We start from the raw sequence: 20778 nt of genomic DNA, 5'->3' as shown, positions 1-20778 counted from the left end.
GGACCTGATGATGACTGCCTATCCGTACGAGACGCATGAGTATGACGTGGTCGTGGTGGGGGCTGGCGGTGCCGGTCTGCGCGCGACGCTGGGGATGGCCGAGCAGGGGTTGCGGACGGCCTGCGTGACGAAGGTCTTCCCGACGCGGTCGCACACGGTTGCGGCGCAGGGCGGCATCGCGGCCAGCCTTGGGAACATGGGGCCGGACCACTGGCAATGGCACATGTACGACACCGTCAAGGGGTCGGACTGGCTGGGCGACACCGACGCGATGGAATACCTGGCGCGGGAGGCTCCGAAGGCGGTCTACGAGCTGGAGCATTACGGGGTGCCGTTTTCCCGCACCGAAGAGGGCAAGATCTACCAGCGCCCGTTCGGCGGGCATACGACCGAGTTCGGGAATGGCCCGCCGGTGCAGCGGACCTGCGCGGCGGCGGACCGGACGGGGCATGCGATCCTGCATACGCTTTATGGGCAGTCGCTGAAGAACAACGCGGAGTTCTACATCGAGTATTTCGCGCTGGACCTGATCATCACCGATGGGGCCTGCACTGGCGTTGTTGCGTGGAAGCTGGACGACGGCACGATCCATGTCTTCAACGCGAAGATGGTCGTTCTGGCGACGGGGGGCTACGGGCGCGCCTATTTCAGCGCGACCTCGGCCCATACCTGCACCGGGGACGGTGGCGGGATGGTGGCGCGGGCCGGGTTGCCGCTGCAGGACATGGAGTTCGTGCAGTTCCACCCGACGGGGATTTACGGCTCGGGGTGCCTTATTACCGAAGGCGCGCGGGGTGAGGGCGGGTACTTGACCAACAGCGCGGGCGAGCGGTTCATGGAGCGGTATGCGCCGCACTACAAGGACCTGGCGCCGCGCGACTATGTCAGCCGCTGCATGACGATCGAAATTCGGGAAGGGCGGGGGGTGGGGGCCAATGGCGACCACATCCACCTGAACCTGTCGCACCTGCCGCGCGAGGCGCTGGAGTTGCGGCTGCCGGGGATCACCGAAAGCGCCCGGATCTTCGCTGGCGTTGATCTGCACAAAGAGCCGATCCCGGTGCTGCCGACCGTGCATTACAACATGGGCGGCATCCCGACGAACTATTGGGGTGAGGTGCTGAACCCTACGGCGGACAGCCCGGATGCGATCTTCCCGGGCCTGATGGCGGTGGGCGAGGCAGGGTGCGCCTCGGTGCACGGGGCGAACCGGCTGGGGTCGAATTCGTTGATCGACCTCGTGGTCTTCGGGCGCGCGGCGGCGATCCGGGCGGGGCAGGTGGTGGACCGTGCCTCCAGCGTTCCGGCGACGAACAAGGCCGAGGTCGACAAGGCGCTGGACCGCTTCGACGGGTTGCGCAACGCCAAGGGCGCGGTGCCGACGGCTGAGCTGCGGCTGGAGATGCAGCGCACGATGCAGGCCGATGCAGCGGTTTTCCGGGCCGAGGAAACTCTGGCGGCGGGCGAGCGGAAGATGACGGTGATTGCGGGCAAGATGGGTGACCTGCACGTCACCGACCGCAGCATGGTCTGGAACAGCGACCTGATGGAGACGCTGGAACTGACCAACCTGATGCCGAACGCGCTGGCAACGATCTATGGCGCCCATGCCCGGACCGAAAGCCGGGGGGCGCATGCGCATGAGGACCATCCGCAGCGCGACGACGTGAACTGGCGCAAACATTCGCTGGCCTGGGTGGACGGTGCATCCGTGACGCTTGACTACCGGGCGGTCCACACCGAGCCTCTGACGACCGAAGCCCAGGGCGGGATCGCATTGACCAAGATCGCGCCAGCAGAAAGGAAGTTCTGATGCGCGTCGTGGTTCTTGCCTTGATGTCCGGCCTTGTGCTGGCTGGTTGCGACCCCGCCGAGCTGGTCGACTCCACGTTGAAGCGGACAGCTCATTCGGTGGTCTTCCCGGTGGTCAACATCGACATGCCGGCCGAACCGGCGCGGTTGGCGACGAAGTGCATCCTGGAAGCGGCAAGCCAGGAGGAGTTGCAGCTTCTGGCCCGCGATGTGGGGGTCGAGGCAGGAACGGCGACCAAGGCCACGATCCGGCAGATCGCGGTGCGGCCGGCGGCTCAGGCCTGCTTTGCCGCCAGTGGCGTGCCGCCGGTAGTGGGCTGACCGCACGATGGCAATGGGGGCCGCAGCGGGAGTTTCGGGGAAGGGGCGTCTCAGGTCGGACCTGAGGATTGCCGTCGTCTTCTTCGGCATCACCCGGGCCTTGCGGCTGACCTTGCCCGCGATCACCGCGCAGCTGATTGACCCGGCGCGGGCGATTGCGCGCGAGGTCCGGCTGTTCGGGCATTTCTTCCGGCAGACCGGGATCAGCAATCCCAGATCCGGGGAAATTGGCGAACTGGACCCCGAGGAATACCGTTTGCTGAACCTGGACGCGGTCGAACTGGAGGAACCGGGGGCGTGTCTTGATCTGTATCCGATGGCCGAGATGCAGGCGCGGGGGGATATCTGGCGCGATGATTTCGCCTCGTTCCGCAACCTGGTGCATCAGCTTCATTCGCTTAAGCGGGCGACGATGCTGGCCGAAGGGTTTCAGCCGGACATCGTGATCTTTGCGCGGCCGGATCTTCTATATCATGACAGCGCGGCCGAGCATCTGGACATGCTGGCCCGCGCGCATCGGTCCTTTGTCCTGGTGCCTGACTGGTCGCAATGGTTCGGCCACAATGACCGCTTCGCCCTGGTCAAGGGGGCCGAGGGTGTCGCGGCCTATGGCAGGCGCGCGGACCGGATGGGGGAATACTGCGCGCGGGGCAAGCGGCTTCATTCCGAGCGGTTCCTGAAATACGCGCTGGGCGGGCAAAGGGTGCGGACGATGCACATGCGCGCCTCGCGCGTGCGCGCGAACGGCTTGCAGGTGCTGGAGGATTTCACCCCCGGCCGTGGCCCAATGGGCCGGCGCGAGTTGGTGGCGCCGGGCACGATCCGGCCGGAGGCGCCCGCGATGGCGAAAAGCGCATGAGGGAAAGCGGGATGAAACGGTTCGCAGTGCTGCTGATGGTTCCTGCACTTCTGGCCGCCTGTGGTCCGATGTCCCTGGCTCAGGCCGAACGGCAGTGCTTCGAGCGCGCGCGTCTGGCCAAGCAGCCGCGGGGCGAGGTGTCGGTCGGGGCCGGGACCGGCGGGCGCACCTCGGCGGGGCTGGAGCTGAACGTGAGTTCGGACTTCCTTCTGGGTCGTGACCCGGCGGCGGTCTATGAGACTTGCGTCATGCAGAAAGCGGGCGAGCCGCCAAGCCGTCCGCTTTACATGCGACCGGACTGGCGCTGATGGCGACGGACGGCATCCCCACGCCCGACCCCCGGCAGCTGCGCTTTGCCAAGGCGGCGCTGGAGCGGATCCGGCGTCGTCGGGTGCGGGAATACGAGGCGATGGTGGCGACAGGTTTTACCCGCACCTGCCCGGTCTGCGGCTATGAGGGAGAGTTTGCGCCGGTGGGCGAGCCTCCGCGTCTGGACGGGCTGTGCCCTCTGTGTCGTTCGCGGGAGCGGCACCGATTGTTCAAGCTGTGGATCGACCGGCGGGGCGGCATCTCCGCCGAGATGGCGGTCCTGCATTTCGCGCCTGAACCGATGTTCGAACCCCTATTGCGCGGTCAGGCCGGGACCTATGTCACTGCCGATTTCATGCGGACGAAAGTCGACCGCAAGCTGAACATCGAGGCGCTGGAGATCGAGGACTCAAGCTTTGACCTGATCATCGCGCATCAGATCCTTGAACACGTGGACCACCACAAGGCGCTGGCTGAATGCTTCCGCTGCCTGAGACCAGGCGGGCGAATGGTGGTGACGACTCCGCTGATCGAAAGCTGGGCCGTGACCTACCAGAACCCGGCACTGGCGACCCCGCGTGACCGGATGCTGCATTTCGGCCAGAAGGATCACCTGCGCTATTTCGGGCGCGACCTGAAGGACCACATGCGCGCGGCTGGATTCACGCTACATGAATTCGTGGCGGTGGAGCCTGATGTTTCCACCTATTCCCTCACCCGGGGCGAGACGCTGTTCGAGCTGACAAAGCCGGCGGCCGCTCCGAAGAAATCCGTCAAGACGAAGACCCGGAAAGGTTGACCTCATGGTCCAGTTCACGCTGCCCAAGAACTCGAAGATACGCACCGGCAAGACCTGGCCGAAGCCGGACGGCAAGAACGTGCGCAAGTTCCAGGTCTACCGCTGGAACCCCGATGACGGGGAAAACCCGCGCGTCGACACCTATTTCGTCGACATGGACCAGTGCGGGCCGATGGTCCTGGATGCGCTGATCAAGATCAAGACCGACATCGACCCGACGCTGACCTTCCGCCGGTCCTGCCGGGAAGGCATCTGCGGGTCCTGCGCGATGAACATCGACGGGATAAACACTTTGGCCTGCATCTACGGGCTGGACGAGATCAAGGGCGACGTGAAGATCTACCCCTTGCCGCATATGGCGGTGATCAAGGACCTGATCCCGGACCTGACGCATTTCTATGCTCAGCACGCCAGCATCATGCCCTGGCTGGAGACGAAGACCAACCGTCCGGCGAAGGAATGGAAGCAGTCGATCCAGGACCGCTCCAAGCTGGACGGCCTTTATGAATGTGTGATGTGCGCCTGCTGTTCGACGTCCTGCCCGTCCTACTGGTGGAACAGTGACCGCTACCTCGGCCCTGCCGCGCTCTTGCATGCCTACCGCTGGATCATCGATTCACGCGATGAGGCGACGGGGGAGCGGCTGGACGATCTGGAAGACCCGTTCAAGCTGTATCGCTGCCACACGATCATGAACTGCGCCAAGACCTGCCCCAAGGGGCTGAACCCGGCCAAGGCGATTGCCGAGATCAAAAAGATGATGGTCGAGCGGGTTGTCTGACCCGCTTGCCCTGCCTGACTTCGGCTCGGGAGACGAGTTCGCCCAGGTGATGACCGGGCTGGCGGCCAAGCTGCACGCGAAGAACCGGATCTGGATGGACGAATCCGGCTATGCCTGGCACGTGGCGCAACTGCTGGCGGCGCTGGGGGAAGAGTTTCGCGCGGCCCAGATCGACCCCGATGTGGTGGCGGACTTCGGGGATGCACACCACAGGGCGCGGCTGGACGATGCGGCACAGGTGGATGCGCTGCTGGCACGGCTCAGGGACCGGCTGGTGCGCTGATGCCGGTTCTGTTGCTGGTCCTGGTCGTGTCGGTGTTTCTGTATCTGTGGATCAGCCGGCGCAATTCGACGCTGACGCGAAATTGCCGCTGGCGACTGGACCGGAGCGTGGCGCCGGATCATTGGCACTGCGTTGCCTGCGGGGCTGTGGCGCGGGGCGAAGAGCCGCGGGATTGTCTGCGGGCGGAGCGGTAGGTGCCTTCGAAGGCTCCGGTCGGGTTTCTTCGAAGAAATCGGCGCTTGCGGCAGGCGTGGTTTCTGGCAAGCCTCGGCGCATGAAGCTGGACCGTCCCGAACACTCCGCCCCGCCAGACGCCGTCGCTCGCAAGGGCATCCGTCCCGTCATCTGCTACCCGGTCGAGGGGCTGCCGCGCCCGGACTTGGCGGCCTACCGCGCGGCGCGCGTGGGGTGGAGCCTGGTCCATGAGGTGCTGGTGCCGCCGCGTGAGGCGCGGACGTTCGAGGTCCCGGCAGGCTGGTTCTTTCGCATCGTCAGCGTCGAGGGGCCGCAGGTCGGCGACCTTAACCTCTTCGCGGCAGGCAACCTGGGGGAGCGGTTCTTCAGCGGCAAGACCCGGGCGCTGCACGGGACGCACCTGAGCACCGGCGACCGGATGTGGTCCTGTCTGCCCTATCTGCGGCCGATGGCGACGGTGACGGACGACACGCTGGACTGGTACGGGTTCGATGCCTTCGGCGGCTCGGTCCATGACGTGATCGGAACGCGCTGCGATCCTTACACGCATGCGCTGCTGTCGGGGGGTGACCAGTATCACCACTGCTGTCATTCCAACCTGACGCGGGCGGTGGCGGCGCAGTCTGGTCTGCCGCTGGATGCGGCGGAGCTGCATGTGCATGATGTGCTGAACGTCTTCATGTGCACCGGCTTTACCCGCGACACGGGGCAGTATTTCATGAAGGCGTCCCCGGTCCGTCCCGGCGATTACCTGGAGTTCATGGCCGAGATCGACCTGCTGGGCGCGCTGTCGGCCTGTCCGGGCGGCGATTGTTCGGCGGAACATTCGTCAGATGTGGCGGTCTGCCATCCCCTGCTGGTGCAGGTGTTCCGCCCCAATGCGCCCCCGGTCGGATGGCTGCCCGCAGGGCCGAACCTCTATGACCGGAGCCACGGTCAGGAGTAGCGTTCCACCGTAGCCGCCTGAAGGTCGTCGTAGCGGTCGCCCCAGGCCCAGCCGATGGGGAGAAGGCGGTCGATCTCGGCGCGGTCGTCGTCGGTGAGGTCGATCTCCGGGGCCATTGTCCAGGCGTTCAGGTGCTGGGCGGAGCGGGTGCCGGGGATCGGCAGGATGTGGGTGCCGCGGTCAAGGAGCCAGGCCAGAGCCAGAGCGGCAGGAGAGTAGCCTTGGGTCTGGGCGAAAGCGTGGAAGGCGTCCAGCCGGGCCTTGTTGCGCGGCCAGTTTTCGGGATGGAAGCGCGGGATGCGGGTGCGGAATTCACTGGGCTGGAAGGCGGCGGGGTCGGCCATCGGCGTCCCGAAGGCCCCGCGCGCAAGGGGGGAGAAGGGGACGAAGGCGACCCCAAGGCTGGCGCACCGCTGGATCAGGCCCAGTTCGGGCTGCCGCGTCCACAGCGAGTATTCGCTCTGAACCGCCATGACCGGGTGGACAGCGTGGCAGCGTTCCAGCGTGTAGGGGCCGACCTCGGACAGGCCGTAGCCCAGGATTTTGCCTTCTTCGTGAAGGCGTTGCATGGTGCCTGCCAGGTCTTCGGCCGGGACCAAGGGATCGTGGCGGTGGGCATAGAAGAGCGTGACGTGATCCACCCCGAGGCGTTTCAGCGAGCCTTCCAGTTCGGCGCGCATGTGTTCCGGTCGGTTGTCGATGCGGCGGGCGGGGTCTTCGGTGAAGGCGGCCTTGGTGGCGATGTGGGGGCGGTGGCCGCGCGTGCGAAGCCAGGTGCCGATGACGGTCTCGCTGACGCCCTTGCCATAGCCGTTGGCGGTGTCGAGGAAGGTGATCCCGGCGTCCCAGGCGGCGTCGAGGGTGCGGAGGCTTTCGGCTTCGGTCGTCGGCCCGAACATGCCGCCGAAGGACAGACAGCCAAGCCCGAGGGCCGAAACCATCGGGCCATGTCCAAGTTTCCGCTGTCGCATCGCCGTCTCCTGCCGTTTTGCGGGAGAAGACGGGACGGGGCGGGGATGGTCAAGCGGTCATGTAGTGCAGGCCCTGGAACCGGGCACGCAGGGCCTTGGTGCGCGGCGCGACGGTTTCGGGCGCGTTCGAGCGCAGGCCCTCGGCGATCAGGGCAGCGAGGGCCGGGGCGTCGGCGGGGGTGACACCGCGACGGACAAGTTCCGGCGTGCCGATGCGCAGGCCGTTCATGTCGCCGGGGACGTCGGGGATCGGCAGGCCGATGCCGCAGGCGAGGAAGCCCGCCCTGCGCAGGGTCTTGGAAGCGGTTTGTCCGCCGCCGAAAGCTGCGGCCTCGATGGCGAACTGGTGCGAGGTGGTGGCGCCTTTGTCGGCGGCGAAGACAGGGAGGCCGAGGTTGGCAAGTTCCTGCGCAAGGGCGCGGGCGAGGTCGGTCATCGCCTTGGCATAGGCCGCGCCGTAGTCGCGCCAGTCGAGAAGGGTGTAGGCAAGGGCGGCAGATTTCGCGGCGTCGAAGTTGGCGGTGAGGCCGGGGAAGGCGATGGCATCCAGGCGTTCGGCGATGGCGGCGTCGTTCGTCACGATCAGGCCACCAGCGGGGCCGCCGAGGGATTTGTAGGTGCTCATCGTCATCAGATGCGCGCCTTCTTTCAGCGGGTCCGGGAAGGTGCCGCCTGCGATCATCCCGCACTGGTGGGCGGCGTCAAAAAGGACCTTGGCCCCGACCTGATCGGCGATCTTGCGAACCTCGGCCACCGGATGCGGGAAAAGGTTCAGGCTGCCGCCAACGGTGATGATCTTGGGTCGGATGGCATGGGCGAGGTCGTGAAGGGCTGCCAGATCAAGGGTATAGCCGTCGGCGTCAATGGGGGCGGCGTGGGTGGTCAAGCCGTAAAGGCCCGCGCAACCTGCCGCATGGTGGGTGACGTGGCCGCCGATGGTACCGGGGGGAGCGATGATGCTGTCGCCGGGCTTGGCCAGCGCCATGAAGCCGTAGAGGTTGGCCAGTGCGCCGGATGCGACGCGGATTTCGGCGTATTTCGCGTGGAAGATTTCGGCGGCGAGTTCGGCGGCGATGACCTCGATCTCCTCGATGGCCTCCAGCCCCATTTCGTACTTGTCGCCGGGATAGCCGAGGGACGGACGCGAGCCGATGCCGGAGGCCAGCGCGGCCTCGGCCCGGGGGTTCATCACGTTGGTCGCGGGGTTGAGATTGAAGCAGTCCTGGTCGTGGATTTCGCGGTTCCGCGCGATCAGGGCATCAAGGCGGGCGGCGACCTTGGGCGTGGTCTGTCCCGCATCGGTGGCGAGGCGCTGGATGTAGGTCTCGCACGCGGCGGGGACCCAGGGGCGGGGGGCGAGATGGGGCATGGTCGACTCCGGTCAGGTCCAGAGAGGAAAGCCTTCCGCACCACGGGATGCAAGCTGGAAGCGCGGATCAATCGGCGACGACGGGAAGGCCACGGGCGACCCAACCAGGTCCGGCAGAGGAGCCGAGCATACCCTCGGAGACGTCCAGGACGCTGGTGAAGCCCGCGTCGGACAGGGCGCGGGCGGTGCGGGCCGACCGGCCGCCGCTGGCGCAGATAAGCGCGATCGCGCGGCTGCGGTCGCCGCCCGCCAGATCGGAAAGCCGGTCGAGAAAGTCGGGGCTGCGCAGGTCGATGCGGTGGGCGCCCTTCGGGCTGCCGGTCTGGTCCCATTCTTCGGGCTGGCGGATATCGACAAGGATGATCTCGTCTGCCTTGGCGCGCTGGAAGGCGGTTTCGGCGTCAAGTGTCGGGCTGGCGAGAGCTGGTTGCAGCAGGGTATAGCCCGTCCCGGCGGCAAGGACTGCAAGGGGAAGGACAAGCGCAAGGCGACGTGAAAGCATGGAGCGACCCCGTTGATTTGCGCGGAAGATAGCGAACGGCCCACCCCTGGCAAGGGGATGTCTCAGGCGAAGGCGGCCTCTAGCGCGATCTCGACCATCGCGCCGAAGCTGCGTTCGCGCTGGTCGGCGGGCAGCGCCTCGCCGGTGGTGATGTGGTCGGAGACGGTAAGGATCGCCAGCGCCCGCGCGCCGTGTCGGGCGGCGACCATGTAAAGCTCGGCCGCCTCCATCTCCACCCCAAGGCAGCCGTGGCGGAGGAGCTGGTCCGACAGGTCCGGGCGTTCGTCGTAGAAGGTGTCCGAGGAATAGATCCCGCCGACATGGACAGGTGTGCCCTTGGCGGTGGCGGCCGCGTAAGCCTTTGACAGAAGGTCGAAATCGGCGCAGGGGGCGAAGTTCAGCTCCTTGAAGATGGTGCGCGAGGGCGAACCCACGGTCGAGGCGGTCTGGGCAAGGATCACGTCGCGGACCTTGACATGGGTCGGCAGCGCACCGGCCGATCCGATGCGGACCAGGGTCTTGGCGCCATAGTCGCGGATCAGTTCGTTGGCATAGATCGACAGGGACGGCATCCCCATGCCTGAGCCGTGGATGGTGACGCGGTGACCGTTCCAGGTGCCGGTGTAGCCAAGCATCCCGCGAACCTCGTTCACCAGGACCGCGTCTTCCAGGAAGGTCTGCGCCGCCCAGCGGGCGCGGTAGGGGTCCCCCGGCAGAAGCACGGTTTCGGCGATGTCGCCCGGTCTGGCGCCGATGTGGAATGTCATCCTGTCCCCCTGTGGCACGGAACCCAAGCGCATGCGCCCGCATTAATGGGCCGCGCGTTCCGATCCCGCAAGGGTCGAAAAATCGGTTGGTGGGATCGGCCCGCCTGCGCTATCCCGAGAGGGCTGCCAGAAGGGGCCCTGCGGATTGGACTATGATGTCACGCTGATTGCCGGACACCGCGAGGGGCTGCTGGCCCGGACCCTGGAGTCCTTCGCCCGCGACGTCTTTCCGAACTTCAGCATCCGGCGGCTGATTGCCAATCTGGACCCGTTCATGGGCGACAGGACCGAGGGGGACCGCTGCGAGGCTCTGATCCGGCGGCATTTCCCCGAGGCGCTGATCTTCCGGCCCGAGACACCGGATTTCGCCTCGGCGGTGATGCGGGCCTGGGCAGCGACGACGGCACCGCGCGTCTTGCATCTGGAGGATGACTGGCTGGCGCTGGAGCCGATCGGACCGGACCGGATCGAGCCTTTGTTCGAGCCGGACGTGGGCGCGGTGACCTTCATGTGCATCAACAAGCACACGCGGGGGCTGTATCACCAGACCTCGCGCCGGGTGGTGAAGCAGGGGCGCCGGATCGTCGAGGATGGCCTGGTCAACGCCTTCTCGACCTCGCCCGGAGTGTTCGACGGCGACTTCCTGCGCGAGGCGGCGCGGCGGATGAAGCCGGGGCTGGACCCGGAGAAGCAGTTTTTCCGGCAGATCAACCCGGAGCTTGAGGCCCACGCCCTGCCAAGGCGCTGCATGTTCCTGCGCGGGACCACCCGGCGCGAGCTGATCGTCGACATCGGCCGCGAGGCGCGTGCGGCGCAGGGGCTGGTGAAGCTTTACGAAAACGGCGCCTCGGTCTGGCGGCAGGCCGAGGCTGCACCGCCAGAAGCCCCGGAGGCCTGATCAGGCCGCGTAGGTAGCAAGGTCGGCGAAGGCCTCGCGGTTGCCGCAGAAGGTCGCCTCGGTCGGCTGGGCCTGGTCGCCTTTGGCCAGAAGCCTAGCGCAGGCACCCCGGTCGGCACAGTGGCCGCAGGTCGACAGGATCTCGACCCAAAGGCCGTGGTCACGCTTGAGTTCGGTCTCGGGCAGGCCGAAGATCGCCCCCATCGCTGTCACGCGGTCGTTGATGTCGCGCGGCATGCGCAGGAAGTCGAGGACCTGATCGCGGGTCATGCCAAGGTCATCGAGGTCTCGGTCAGAGAGTGCGTTGACTTCTTGCACGTCATGCAGGCGGTCGATCAGGGCGCGAATACGGGCGAACATTTCAGGCTCCAAACAGGTGTCTGGACTCTGGATAGGCGCGGTTGTGGGCTGCCGCCTTGATTTGCGTCAAGTCCTGCAGCGCGCGGAAGTTCCCGGAGGCGAGCCCGGCGAGGGACTGGCCCGCGATCCCGTTATTCAGCCGCGACCGGAGCCGGGTCGGCCAGCGCCACAAGGTCCAGCATGATGCGGTTCAGCTGGAAGTCCTTGGGGGTGTAGACTCGGGCGACGCCCATCGCGGTGAGGGTTTTCGCATCGTCATCGGGAATGATGCCGCCCACGACGAGAGGCTGGGTCAGGCCGGCCTTCTGCATCAGGTCAAGCGTCTCGCGGATCAGGGCCACGTGGCTGCCGGAAAGAATGGAGAGGCCGATCACGTCCGGGCCTTTCTCGGCGGCGGCGGCGACGATCTCTTGCGGGGTCAGGCGGATGCCGTCGTAGCTGATCTCCATCCCGCAGTCGCGGGCGCGGGTAGCGATCTGTTCGGCCCCGTTGGAATGGCCGTCAAGGCCGGGCTTGCCGAGGAGAAGGCGGAGCGGGCGGCCAAGCTTGGTGGCGACGGCGGCCACGGCATCGCGGACGGTTTCCAGCCCTTCGGTGCGGTTCGAGGGGTGCTGGGAGACGCCGGTCGGGGCGCGGTATTCGCCGTAAAGCGCCCGCATCGCCCCGCCCCATTCGCCGGTTGTGACCCCGGCTTTGGCGCATTGGATCGAGGCGGGCATGATGTTCTCGCCGGTCTGGGCGGCCTGCCGCAGCGCGGCAAGGGCTTCGGCCACGCGTTGCGGATCGCGCTGCTTGCGCCAGCGGGCGAGGCGTTCGCACTGGTCGGCCTCGGCCTGCGGGTCGGCCTGCATGATCGCGCCTTCGCCGGTGGCGAGCGGGGACGGTTCGGTGGTGGTGAACTTGTTGACGCCCACGACAGTGGTGGCGCCGGTTTCGATCCGGGCGAGACGGTCCGCATTGGAATCGACCAAACGGGACTTCATGTAGGCGATGGCGGCGACGGCCCCACCCATCGCGTCGATCTGGGCGAGTTCTTCCAAGGCCTGGGCCTTGAGTTCGGCGACCTTGCGGTCGACGGCGGGGTTGCCGTCGAAGAGGTCGTCATATTCCAGAAGGTCGGTCTCGTAGGCCAGGATCTGCTGCATCCGCAGCGACCATTGCTGGTCGAAGGGGCGGGGCAGGCCGAGCGCCTCGTTCCAGGCCGGAAGCTGCACGGCGCGGGCGCGGGCGTTCTTGGACAAGGTGACGGCCAGCATCTCGATCAGGATGCGGTAGACGTTGTTTTCCGGCTGCTGCTCGGTCAGGCCCAGCGAGTTGACCTGGACCCCGTAGCGAAAGCGGCGGAATCGGGCGTCGGTGATGCCGTAGCGGGTTTCGAGAAGCTCGTCCCAAAGGGCGGTGAACGCGCGCATCTTGCAAAGCTCGGTCACGAAGCGGATGCCGGCATTTACAAAAAACGACATTCTGCCCGCCATTGCGGGGAAATCTGCGGGTGATACTTTCACTTTCAGATCATCAAGGACCGCGCAGGCGGTCGCGAGCGCGAAGGCCAGTTCCTGTTCCGGTGTGGCCCCGGCCTCTTGCAGGTGGTAGCTGCAGACGTTCATCGGGTTCCACTTTGGCAGGTTCTTGCCGGTGTAGGCGGCGACGTCGGTGATGAGGCGGAGGGATGGTTCCGGCGGCAGGATATAGGTGCCGCGGCTGAGGTATTCCTTGATGATGTCGTTCTGGACCGTGCCTTGCAGGGCCGCGACGTCGGCGCCCTGTTCCTCGGCTACGGCGATGTAGAGCGCCAGAAGCCAGGGGGCGGTGGCGTTGATCGTCATCGAGGTGTTCATCTGGTCAAGCGGGATGTCCTGGAAAAGCGTGCGCATGTCGCCGAGGTGGGCGACGGGGACGCCGACCTTTCCGACCTCGCCGCGCGAGCGGGGGTCGTCGGAGTCATAGCCGGTCTGGGTCGGCAGGTCGAAGGCGACGGACAGGCCGGTCTGACCCTTGGCAAGGTTGGTGCGGTAGAGCGCGTTCGAGGCAGCTGCGGTGGAATGGCCAGCGTAGGTGCGGAACAGCCAGGGTTTCTCGGTCATCGGAGCCTCACGAGTCGGGCGAGTAATAATATTGCGTCAAGGATGGCATATGGGAAAGATCATGCCAATGTCAATCGCTGCGCTGCGGCGATGCTCCTCGTGCGCCTTCGGCTTCTCGTCGCGGGGGAGGGCGACCGAGGAGTGACGAAGTCATCGACGAGGTTTTCGCTTTCGGGCAGGGTAGGCCCATGTTCGGCACGGTTGCGGTTCCCGTCTGGCTGTTGGGTCTGATCCTGGGCTTTGCCGCGATCAGCTTTTCCACGCATTTCCTGTTCCCATCGGTGCGTTGGTTCTTCAGGCGGCGGGCGGAGAAGGCCCTGTCGCGACTGAATGCGCGGCTGGACCGGAAGATCGACCTGTTCAAGCTGGCGCAGCGGTCGGACATGGTGGCGCGGCTGGCCTATGACCAAAAGGTCGTCGAGGCGGCGATGGTCCATGCGGCCGAGACGGGGGTGCCCGGCGAGGTCGCTTTCGAGGAGGCGCGGCGCTATGCCCGCGAGATCGTGCCGGGGTTTTCGGCCACGGTCTATTTCGGCTTCGGGACGCGGGCGGCGAAGTGGCTTTCGCGTCTCTTGTTCCGGGTGAGGGTCGGCAAGGTGGACCAGGCCTTGCGGACGATCGACCCCAGGGCGGCCGTGGTTTTCGTGATGAACCACCGGTCGAACATGGACTACGTGCTGGTGACCTGGCTGGTCGCGGATCGTTCGGCCGTGTCCTATGCGGTGGGCGAATGGGCGCGGGTCTGGCCCCTGTCGGCGCTGATCCGGTCGATGGGAGCCTATTTCATCCGGCGTGGCAGCCGGAACGCTTTGTACCGCAAGGTGCTGGCGCGCTATGTGCAGATGGCGACCGAGGAGGGGACGACCCAGGCAATCTTCCCGGAGGGTGGCCTTAGTCTGGACGGACGCGTGGGGCCGCCGAAGCTGGGGCTGATCAGCTACATCGTCGAGGGCTGGTCGCCCCATTCCCGGGATGTTGTCTTCGTGCCGGTGGGGCTGGCCTATGACCGGGTGCTGGAGGACCGGGTGCTGGTCGAGGCTGCGAAGGCGGGCACGCGGCGGTTCCGCAACCGGCCGGTCAGGGTGGCGTGGCTTGCGGCCCGGTTTCTCTGGGCGCGGTTCCGGGGCCGGACCAAGGGCTTCGGTACGGCTGCGGCGGGGTTTGGTGCCCCGGTGTCGCTGCGCGAGCATCTTGGGGCCGGCGGCACCGTCGAACATCTGGGAGAGCGACTGATGGCGGCGATTGCGGAGGTGGTTCCGGTGCTGCCGGTGCCGCTGGTGGCCCGGGCCCTGGGCGAGGGGGCGGCCAGCCGTGAGGAGCTGGGCGCACGGGTCGAGGCGATGGTTGGGCGGCTGCGCGCGGCAGGGGCGGTCTTGAAGCTGCCGCCGGTTGGCGGGGCAACGGTTCTGGACGAGGGGCTGGAGCCGCTGATCCGGCGCGGGCTGGTCAGCGCTGACCTGAAGCCGGTGGCCGGGACGCGGGAGTTATTGGAGTTCTATGCGGCCTCGGTGCCGAACATCCACGTTGCTGCGCCGCCGCAGACATAAAATTTCAAGAAACACCGATCATACTATTGCAAAGTTGCGCGCAAGAATATTATCTGCCCGTAACGGCGCGGCGATTCTGCGGCGCGGCATCAGGCTGGAGGCTCAGTTGGCTTTGGATACGCAAAATGCTCCCGTGATCTACGACGCGCCGAAAAAGGACCTGTACGAGGTGGGAGAGATGCCTCCGTTGGGGCACGTGCCGAAGCAGATGTATGCCTGGACGATCCGGCGCGAGCGGCACGGGGCGCCGGAAGCGGCAATGCTGCAAGAGGTCGTCGACACCTGGGCCATCGACAGCAACGAGGTGCTGGTTTTGGTGATGGCGGCGGGGGTGAATTACAATGGCGTCTGGGCGGGGCTTGGGCAACCGATCAGCCCGTTTGACGGCCACAAGCAGCCCTTCCACATTGCCGGGTCCGATGCGGCGGGGATCGTCTGGGCCGTGGGCGACAAGGTGAAGCGCTGGAAGGTCGGCGACGAGGTGGTGATCCACTGCAACCAGGACGACGGCGACGACGAAGAGTGCAATGGCGGCGACCCGATGTTCAGCCCGACACAGCGGATCTGGGGCTATGAGACCCCCGACGGGTCATTCAGCCAGTTCACCCGGGTGCAGGCGCAGCAGCTGATGCCGCGGCCGAAGCACCTGACCTGGGAGGAATCGGCTTGCTACACGCTGACGCTGGCGACGGCCTACCGGATGCTTTTCGGGCATGAGCCGCATGATCTGAAACCGGGGCAGAACGTGCTGGTCTGGGGGGCCTCGGGCGGCTTGGGCTCTTATGCGATCCAGCTGATCAACACGGCGGGCGCCAATGCGATCGGGGTGATCAGCGACGAATCGAAGCGCGATTTCGTCATGGGCCTGGGCGCCAAGGGCGTGATCAACCGCAACGAGTTCAAGTGCTGGGGGCAACTGCCGAAGGTCAACTCGGAGGAGTACAACACCTGGCTGAAAGAGGCGCGGCGCTTTGGCAAGGCGATCTGGGACATCACCGGCCGAAATGCTCAAGGTGGGGGCGTGAACGTCGACATGGTGTTCGAGCATCCGGGCGAGGCGACCTTCCCGGTCTCGTCGCTGGTCTGCAAGAAGGGCGGTATGGTGGTGATCTGCGCCGGAACCACCGGCTTCAACTGCACCTTCGACGTGCGCTACATGTGGATGCACCAGAAGCGCCTGCAGGGCAGCCACTTTGCGCATCTGAAGCAGGCGGCCAGTGCCAACAAGCTGATGGTCGAACGGCGGCTGGACCCCTGCATGTCCGAGGTCTTCCCCTGGGCCGAAATTCCGCGCGCGCATACGCTGATGTGGAAAAACCAGCACAAGCCCGGAAACATGGCCGTTCTGGTGCAAGCTCCGCGCACGGGGCTGCGGACTTTCGAGGACACGCTAGAGGCGAGCAAATTGCCTTAAAGGCAACCTTTAACAACCAATTCACCCATCGCCCGGATATCTGTGTTTAAGTGAGTCGCCGTGGGCTCTGGCGTCTGAAGTCAGGCACCGGGGACCCAAGGCGGCACAGATTTCTGGCCGAGGGATTTCATGCGCCACGACTGGGTCTTCGACGTTCTGTCGGATCTTCTTACCTACGCGACCCAGAACGGCTTGCCCCGCCTGGCGGCAAAGGTGACTGAGACCATTGATGAGGCGCGGCGCGAGATCGGCGCCACCGATGAGGGGCCGGACGAACCGCCACAGTCGCCTCCGTCGACGGGCCGACAGATGCACTGACCCTACCGCTTGCGTCTTGTACCGGCTAAGGTCGCAGGATGCAGGCCCCGGCACTGACCTTTTCCGACGACCAGGCCGAGGCTTATGACCGCCTCGCCGCCGCCTTTCTGGGTGCGGGGATCGATCTGGCCGAAGGGGTGCTGCAGCCCGCCGCCGAGGGCCGGACTTCGGTGCTGGCTGTGGTGGGCAAGGCCGGGTCCGGCAAGACCATGCTTCTGGCCGAGCTTTACCGGGGCCTGAAGGCAGCGGGGCTTGACGTCGTGTCCGGCGATTACGAGGGGAAGAAGCGCAAGGACCGGCGGACACTGGCCATTCTTGCGCCGACGAACAAGGCGGCGAGTGTACTGCGGTTGCGGGGCGTGCCGGCGACGACGATCCACCGCATCCTTTACACGCCGGTCTATGACCCGGAATACGAGAAGATCGCCGAATGGCTGGCGGGGACTGGGACAAGGCCGGTGGTCGACAACCTGGCAATTGCAGGGCTTACCGACCTTGCGCTGGACCGGGCGCATGCGTTTTATCAACAGGTCGCATCGATCCCTGGCGCGCTGGCATCGGCTGGGTTGAAGGGGTCGGATTTCATCAAGGGCTGGAAGCGGCGGGAAGAGCCGCTGGACGTGGGGTTTGTCGATGAATCCTCGATGCTGGACGAGCGGCAGTTCAATGACCTGCAGGAGATCTTTCCGACCCTCGTGCTGTTCGGCGATCCGGCACAGCTGGCCCCGGTTCAGTCGGACCGCATGATGTTCGACACCTTGCCGGAAACGCGCAAGCTGGTCCTGCATCGCATCCACCGGCAGACCCAGGACAACCCGATCCTGGACCTGGCCCATGCGCTGGCGGACGACAGGATCGGTTTTGAAGCGTTCGAGCGGCTGGTTGAGGAAACTTCGCGGAAGGATGACCGGGTGGTCTGGGCCGAACGGGTCGAGGCGGCGCTGATGGCGCGCTCGCCCGTGCTGGTCTGGCGCAACGCGACGCGTGTGCGGCTGATCCAGGCCTTCCGCAACGCCTATGGCGCGCCGGAGGATGCACTTCTGCCGGGCGAACCCTTGATCTGCGACGGGATCGAGCTGCCGTTGAAGCACCGGCAGAAGCGGATCGATCTGGAGGCGCGCGGCCTGATCAAGGGCGCGCAGGTCATCTATCTGGGCGAGGGGAGCCGCGACGGTTTTGCTCGATTGCATGTCGTGGGGGCGGAGGAGCCTCAGGTCAGTGCGGCGTCGATCATCAAGATCGAGAAGCCGGACGAGGAAGAGCCGTTCATCCCCCACGCAGCGCGGATGGGGGCGGCCTTTCTGCACGGGGCGGCGGTGACGATCCACAAGGCGCAGGGCTCGCAGTGGGACGAGGTGCAGGTCTTTGCGCCCGATCTGCAGGCGGCCGCCTTTTCGGGACGGTCCGAGGCGGGGGTGCCCCTTTGGAAGCGGCTGGCCTATGTCGCGATCACCCGGGCGCAGACGCGGCTTTTCTGGGTGGTGCGCAACAGGCTGGCGCGGCCGACCGAGCCCTTGTCCATCGAGGACCTGAAGCGGGAACCGGCTCTGTTGGCCCTGGGCGAGGAGTGAGGCTTTTCCTTGGGCTTCCGGCGGGCTAGAGTCGACGCCAAGAATGGAGGCCCCGATGGCTTTGGTTTTCGTCCAGTTCCGCTGCACCCCCGGCCAGACCTATGAGGTCGCCAATGCGATCTGGGACCGGGAAGTGGTGAGCGAGCTTTATTCGACCAGCGGCGACTATGACCTGATCGCCAAGGTCTATATCCCCGAGGATGCGGATACCGGGCACTACCTGTCGTCGAAGCTGTTCGACATTCCCGGCATCCAGCGCACGCTGACCACAATGACGTTCAAGGCGTTCTGAGGGGATGCCCCGGGGCGCTGCCCCGGACCCCGGGATATTTGAGCAAAGATGAAAGGTCAGAGCCAGGCGCTGCGGCCGGTGCCGACAGCAAGGCCGACTTTCGCGAAGCCATCGCGTGCGAGGAGGGCATCGAGCCCCCTGGCGAGGTCCGGCACCATCGAGATGCCGCCGTAGACCATTGCCGTGTAAAGCTGCACGGCAAAAGCTCCCGCGCGGATCTTCTGGTAGGCCTCTTCCGCCGAGCTGATCCCGCCCACACCGATCAGCGGCAGCTGGCCTTGGGACAGTTGCGACAGTTGGGCGAGCACTCGGGTAGACTTTTCGAACAATGGAGCGCCGGACAAGCCACCTGCTTCGCCCCGATTTGCAGAATTCAAACCTTCGCGCGAGATGGTGGTGTTGGTGGCAATGATGCCCGAGATGCGGCTGGTGAGCGCGACGTCGACGATATCCTCCAGGTCCGAGGTGGTCAGGTCGGGGGCAATCTTCAGGAAGACCGGGATCGGCCGGGTCAAGGCAGCACGCGTTTCCATCACCCGGTCGAGAAGTGCGAGCAGCGCCGCGCGGCCTTGCAGGTCACGCAGGCGCTCGGTGTTCGGGGAACTGACGTTGACCGTGGCGAAGTCCACGTAGGGGCCGCAGTGGGCAAGGACCGTGGCGAAATCGGCGGCGCGGTTCTGGGCTGTCTTGTTCGCGCCAAGATTCAGGCCGACCGGCACGGGGCCGCGGGTGCGGGCGGCAAGACGGGCACCGATCGCTTCCATCCCCTGGTTGTTGAAGCCGAAGCGGTTGATGGCCGCGCGGTCCTGGGTCAGGCGGAAGAGGCGGGGCCTGTCATTGCCGGGCTGGGCCAGGGGCGTCGCCGCGCCGACCTCGATGAAGCCGAAGCCCGCGCGGGACAGGGGGGCCAGGGCCTCGGCGTTCTTGTCGTAGCCAGCGGCCAGGCCGACGGGGTTGAGAAGGGGCATCCCGGCGAGTGTCGTGTGCAGACGCGGCAGGTCGACCGGGCCGCGCAGGGGGGCCAGACCCGACCGGAGTGCCAGAAGCGAAAGGCCATGCGCCCGCTCGGGGTCGATGCGGTGCAGGAGGGCCAGGCCGAGCCGTTCGACGGTGCTCACCAGAGCCCCTCGGGGAAGATGTGGCCGGTCGCACCAAGCGGGAGCGACTTGTCCCAGACGACCTCGTCGATCCGCAGGGGCCGATAGAGGTGTGGAAAAAGCTGTCCGCCGCGCGAGGGTTCCCATTTCAGCTGCGAGCCCAGCTTGTCGGGATCGAAGGCCACCAGCACAAGGTCGCTTTCGGTGGCGAACCATTTGGCAGCGGTTTCGGCCACCTGGGCGGCGGTGGAGAAGTGGATGTAGCCGTCGGCCAGGTCGATGGGAGCGCCGCGCGTCTCGCCGGCAGCGCGGAAGGCATCCCATTCGGGGCGTCGGAAGATCTTGAGGATCAGCATGGGGGGCGAATAGCGAAGCTTGGCTTGTCTGGCAATGGCCCGCCGTTGTCCGCCTACCGGGGGGCATATACGGTAACACGGCGCGCAAGGGGGCGCGCCGTGTCTGCTGTCAGGAGTCGCAGGCCACGGGGAGCCTGCACATCAGGTCAGTTGGACGGTCCGCCTCTTGGGTTTCCGGCGGGATTGCTGCCACCGGGGGTGCCATTCGGGCCACCGGGAGTGCCGTTCGGGCCACCGGGGGTGCCATTCGTGCCACCGGGGGCGCCATTCGGGCCACCAGGGGTGCCGTTCGGGCTACCGCCCGGACTGCTGCCAGGCGCGGTGTTCGGACCAGCTGTGTCGGCCGGATTGGAGGGGTCGTAGCGACCCGGGTCGTTCCCGTGACCGTTGTTGCCGTCGTCCAAGGGCTGCTCGGGTTGCGGAGTTGGCGTCGGCTCTGGCTGCGGTTCCGGTTCGGGCAGTGGCCCCGGACCGGGTTCCTCATAGGGTTCCGGGGTCGGCCCAAGCGGCGGCGGAAGGTCGGGATCGGCCACCAGGATCGGCTGTGGTTTCGGTGTCGCAAGCGGTTTCGTCGCTGTGTCGCGACGCTCGGGCTTTTGGACTTCCACCGAGCAGCCGGGAATGGCTATCCGGTAGACCGTCAGGTTGCGGATCTCGACATAATCGCAGTCGGGGACCGCACTTGTTTCAGCATTGGCACTAAAGGCAACCGTTACGAAAGCGCACACAAGCAGAGGGAGTTTCATGGCTATGCCTTTCGGAGTTTGTACTCTCTTCTTGCGCGCCTGGCATGTTTCTGGCGGGACCAGAACAAGGTTAACAGAAGATTAATTTGTGTCCTTAATGAGGGGCACTTACCACAGGTTGTATCTCGTCAAGATTGTGGCAGGTCTCTGCGCAGGGGGCCTTGTTCCTTTGACAGGAAGG

General features: G+C 65.9%; 23 protein-coding genes. 14 read left to right on the top strand and 9 right to left on the bottom strand.

From position 1 onward, the window contains the following. Positions 1-10 precede the first annotated feature (10 nt). The 8 genes from sdhA (at position 11) to Q8M85_RS08060 (ending at position 6305) form a co-directional block, all read left to right on the top strand. Positions 11-1813: a succinate dehydrogenase flavoprotein subunit gene (gene sdhA, locus Q8M85_RS08095; RefSeq protein WP_305542667.1), complete on the top strand. Its 1803-nt coding sequence runs from the start codon at positions 11-13 to the stop codon at positions 1811-1813. Beyond that, positions 1813-2133: a hypothetical protein gene (locus Q8M85_RS08090; RefSeq protein WP_305542665.1), complete on the top strand. Its 321-nt coding sequence runs from the start codon at positions 1813-1815 to the stop codon at positions 2131-2133. Before sdhA ends, Q8M85_RS08090 begins: the two co-directional genes overlap by 1 nt. A 7-nt stretch (positions 2134-2140) precedes the next feature. Further along, positions 2141-2992, top strand: coding sequence for a hypothetical protein (locus Q8M85_RS08085; protein ID WP_305542662.1), 852 nt, complete (start codon positions 2141-2143; stop codon positions 2990-2992). Between the two features lie 11 nt (positions 2993-3003). Beyond that, positions 3004-3300, top strand: a complete 297-nt coding sequence (locus Q8M85_RS08080; RefSeq protein WP_305542659.1) for a hypothetical protein — start codon at positions 3004-3006, stop codon at positions 3298-3300. After that, complete coding sequence (locus Q8M85_RS08075; RefSeq protein ID WP_305542656.1) at positions 3300-4100, top strand: methyltransferase domain-containing protein; 801 nt, start codon at positions 3300-3302, stop codon at positions 4098-4100. The genes Q8M85_RS08080 and Q8M85_RS08075 overlap by 1 nt, the downstream gene beginning before the upstream one ends. 4 nt (positions 4101-4104) lie before the next feature. Next, entirely contained in the window at positions 4105-4881 is a 777-nt protein-coding gene (locus tag Q8M85_RS08070; RefSeq protein WP_305542653.1) for a succinate dehydrogenase iron-sulfur subunit, read from the top strand. Further along, a complete protein-coding gene (locus tag Q8M85_RS08065) occupies positions 4874-5164 on the top strand; it encodes a hypothetical protein (RefSeq protein ID WP_305542650.1) in 291 nt (96 codons plus the stop codon). The genes Q8M85_RS08070 and Q8M85_RS08065 overlap by 8 nt, the downstream gene beginning before the upstream one ends. 274 nt (positions 5165-5438) lie before the next feature. Continuing rightward, on the top strand, positions 5439-6305 hold the full coding sequence (locus tag Q8M85_RS08060; protein WP_305542647.1) for a DUF1989 domain-containing protein: 867 nt from the start codon (positions 5439-5441) through the stop codon (positions 6303-6305). On the opposite strand, the gene Q8M85_RS08055 is transcribed toward Q8M85_RS08060, so the two are convergent. The 4 genes from Q8M85_RS08055 to deoD all read right to left on the bottom strand — a co-directional run bounded on the left by Q8M85_RS08055 (position 6296) and on the right by deoD (position 9914). Then, entirely contained in the window at positions 6296-7276 is a 981-nt protein-coding gene (locus Q8M85_RS08055) for an aldo/keto reductase (protein ID WP_305542644.1), read from the bottom strand. The genes Q8M85_RS08060 and Q8M85_RS08055 overlap by 10 nt on opposite strands. Positions 7277-7325: 49 nt before the next feature. After that, positions 7326-8645: a serine hydroxymethyltransferase gene (glyA, locus tag Q8M85_RS08050; protein ID WP_305542641.1), complete on the bottom strand. Its 1320-nt coding sequence runs from the start codon at positions 8643-8645 to the stop codon at positions 7326-7328. 67 nt (positions 8646-8712) lie between these two features. Next, positions 8713-9147, bottom strand: coding sequence for a rhodanese-like domain-containing protein (locus Q8M85_RS08045; RefSeq protein ID WP_305542639.1), 435 nt, complete (start codon positions 9145-9147; stop codon positions 8713-8715). A gap of 62 nt (positions 9148-9209) precedes the next feature. Next, a complete protein-coding gene (gene deoD, locus Q8M85_RS08040) occupies positions 9210-9914 on the bottom strand; it encodes a purine-nucleoside phosphorylase (protein WP_305542637.1) in 705 nt (234 codons plus the stop codon). A 145-nt stretch (positions 9915-10059) separates the two neighbouring features. Here deoD and Q8M85_RS08035 point away from each other — a divergent pair, with 145 nt between their 5' ends. Next, the gene (locus Q8M85_RS08035) at positions 10060-10812 is read left to right on the top strand and encodes a hypothetical protein (RefSeq protein WP_305542635.1); all 753 of its coding nucleotides are present in this window, start codon (positions 10060-10062) and stop codon (positions 10810-10812) included. Here the strand turns inward: Q8M85_RS08035 and Q8M85_RS08030 are convergent, their stop codons facing one another. Next, complete coding sequence (locus Q8M85_RS08030; RefSeq protein WP_305542632.1) at positions 10813-11172, bottom strand: DUF6455 family protein; 360 nt, start codon at positions 11170-11172, stop codon at positions 10813-10815. 131 nt (positions 11173-11303) lie between these two features. Further along, a complete protein-coding gene (locus tag Q8M85_RS08025; RefSeq protein ID WP_305543017.1) occupies positions 11304-13283 on the bottom strand; it encodes a methylmalonyl-CoA mutase family protein in 1980 nt (659 codons plus the stop codon). Positions 13284-13444: 161 nt separating this feature from the next. Here Q8M85_RS08025 and Q8M85_RS08020 point away from each other — a divergent pair, with 161 nt between their 5' ends. The 5 genes from Q8M85_RS08020 (at position 13445) to Q8M85_RS08000 (ending at position 18398) form a co-directional block, all read left to right on the top strand. Further along, on the top strand, positions 13445-14803 hold the full coding sequence (locus tag Q8M85_RS08020; protein ID WP_305542630.1) for a 1-acyl-sn-glycerol-3-phosphate acyltransferase: 1359 nt from the start codon (positions 13445-13447) through the stop codon (positions 14801-14803). Positions 14804-14909: 106 nt separating this feature from the next. After that, a complete protein-coding gene (ccrA, locus tag Q8M85_RS08015; protein ID WP_305542627.1) occupies positions 14910-16217 on the top strand; it encodes a crotonyl-CoA carboxylase/reductase in 1308 nt (435 codons plus the stop codon). 129 nt (positions 16218-16346) lie between these two features. Further along, the gene (locus Q8M85_RS08010) at positions 16347-16535 is read left to right on the top strand and encodes a hypothetical protein (protein WP_305542624.1); all 189 of its coding nucleotides are present in this window, start codon (positions 16347-16349) and stop codon (positions 16533-16535) included. A gap of 38 nt (positions 16536-16573) precedes the next feature. Further along, positions 16574-18106, top strand: coding sequence for an ATP-dependent RecD-like DNA helicase (locus Q8M85_RS08005; RefSeq protein WP_305542621.1), 1533 nt, complete (start codon positions 16574-16576; stop codon positions 18104-18106). A gap of 55 nt (positions 18107-18161) precedes the next feature. Continuing rightward, positions 18162-18398, top strand: a complete 237-nt coding sequence (locus tag Q8M85_RS08000) for an Lrp/AsnC ligand binding domain-containing protein (protein WP_295076664.1) — start codon at positions 18162-18164, stop codon at positions 18396-18398. Positions 18399-18454: 56 nt separating this feature from the next. On the opposite strand, the gene Q8M85_RS07995 is transcribed toward Q8M85_RS08000, so the two are convergent. The 3 genes from Q8M85_RS07995 to Q8M85_RS07985 form a co-directional block, all read right to left on the bottom strand. Next, positions 18455-19516: a quinone-dependent dihydroorotate dehydrogenase gene (locus Q8M85_RS07995; RefSeq protein WP_305542615.1), complete on the bottom strand. Its 1062-nt coding sequence runs from the start codon at positions 19514-19516 to the stop codon at positions 18455-18457. Further along, on the bottom strand, positions 19513-19851 hold the full coding sequence (locus Q8M85_RS07990) for a DUF952 domain-containing protein (RefSeq protein WP_305542613.1): 339 nt from the start codon (positions 19849-19851) through the stop codon (positions 19513-19515). Before Q8M85_RS07990 ends, Q8M85_RS07995 begins: the two co-directional genes overlap by 4 nt. Before the next feature lie 146 nt (positions 19852-19997). Continuing rightward, positions 19998-20597, bottom strand: coding sequence for a hypothetical protein (locus Q8M85_RS07985; RefSeq protein ID WP_305542610.1), 600 nt, complete (start codon positions 20595-20597; stop codon positions 19998-20000). Between the last annotated feature and the right edge of the window lie 181 nt (positions 20598-20778).

The sequence above is a fragment of the Tabrizicola sp. genome (genome assembly GCF_030694085.1).
Taxonomy (GTDB): domain Bacteria; phylum Pseudomonadota; class Alphaproteobacteria; order Rhodobacterales; family Rhodobacteraceae; genus Tabrizicola.
The sequence above is the reverse complement of the archived record's forward strand: the minus strand, read 5'-3'. Positions and strand labels throughout refer to the sequence as shown.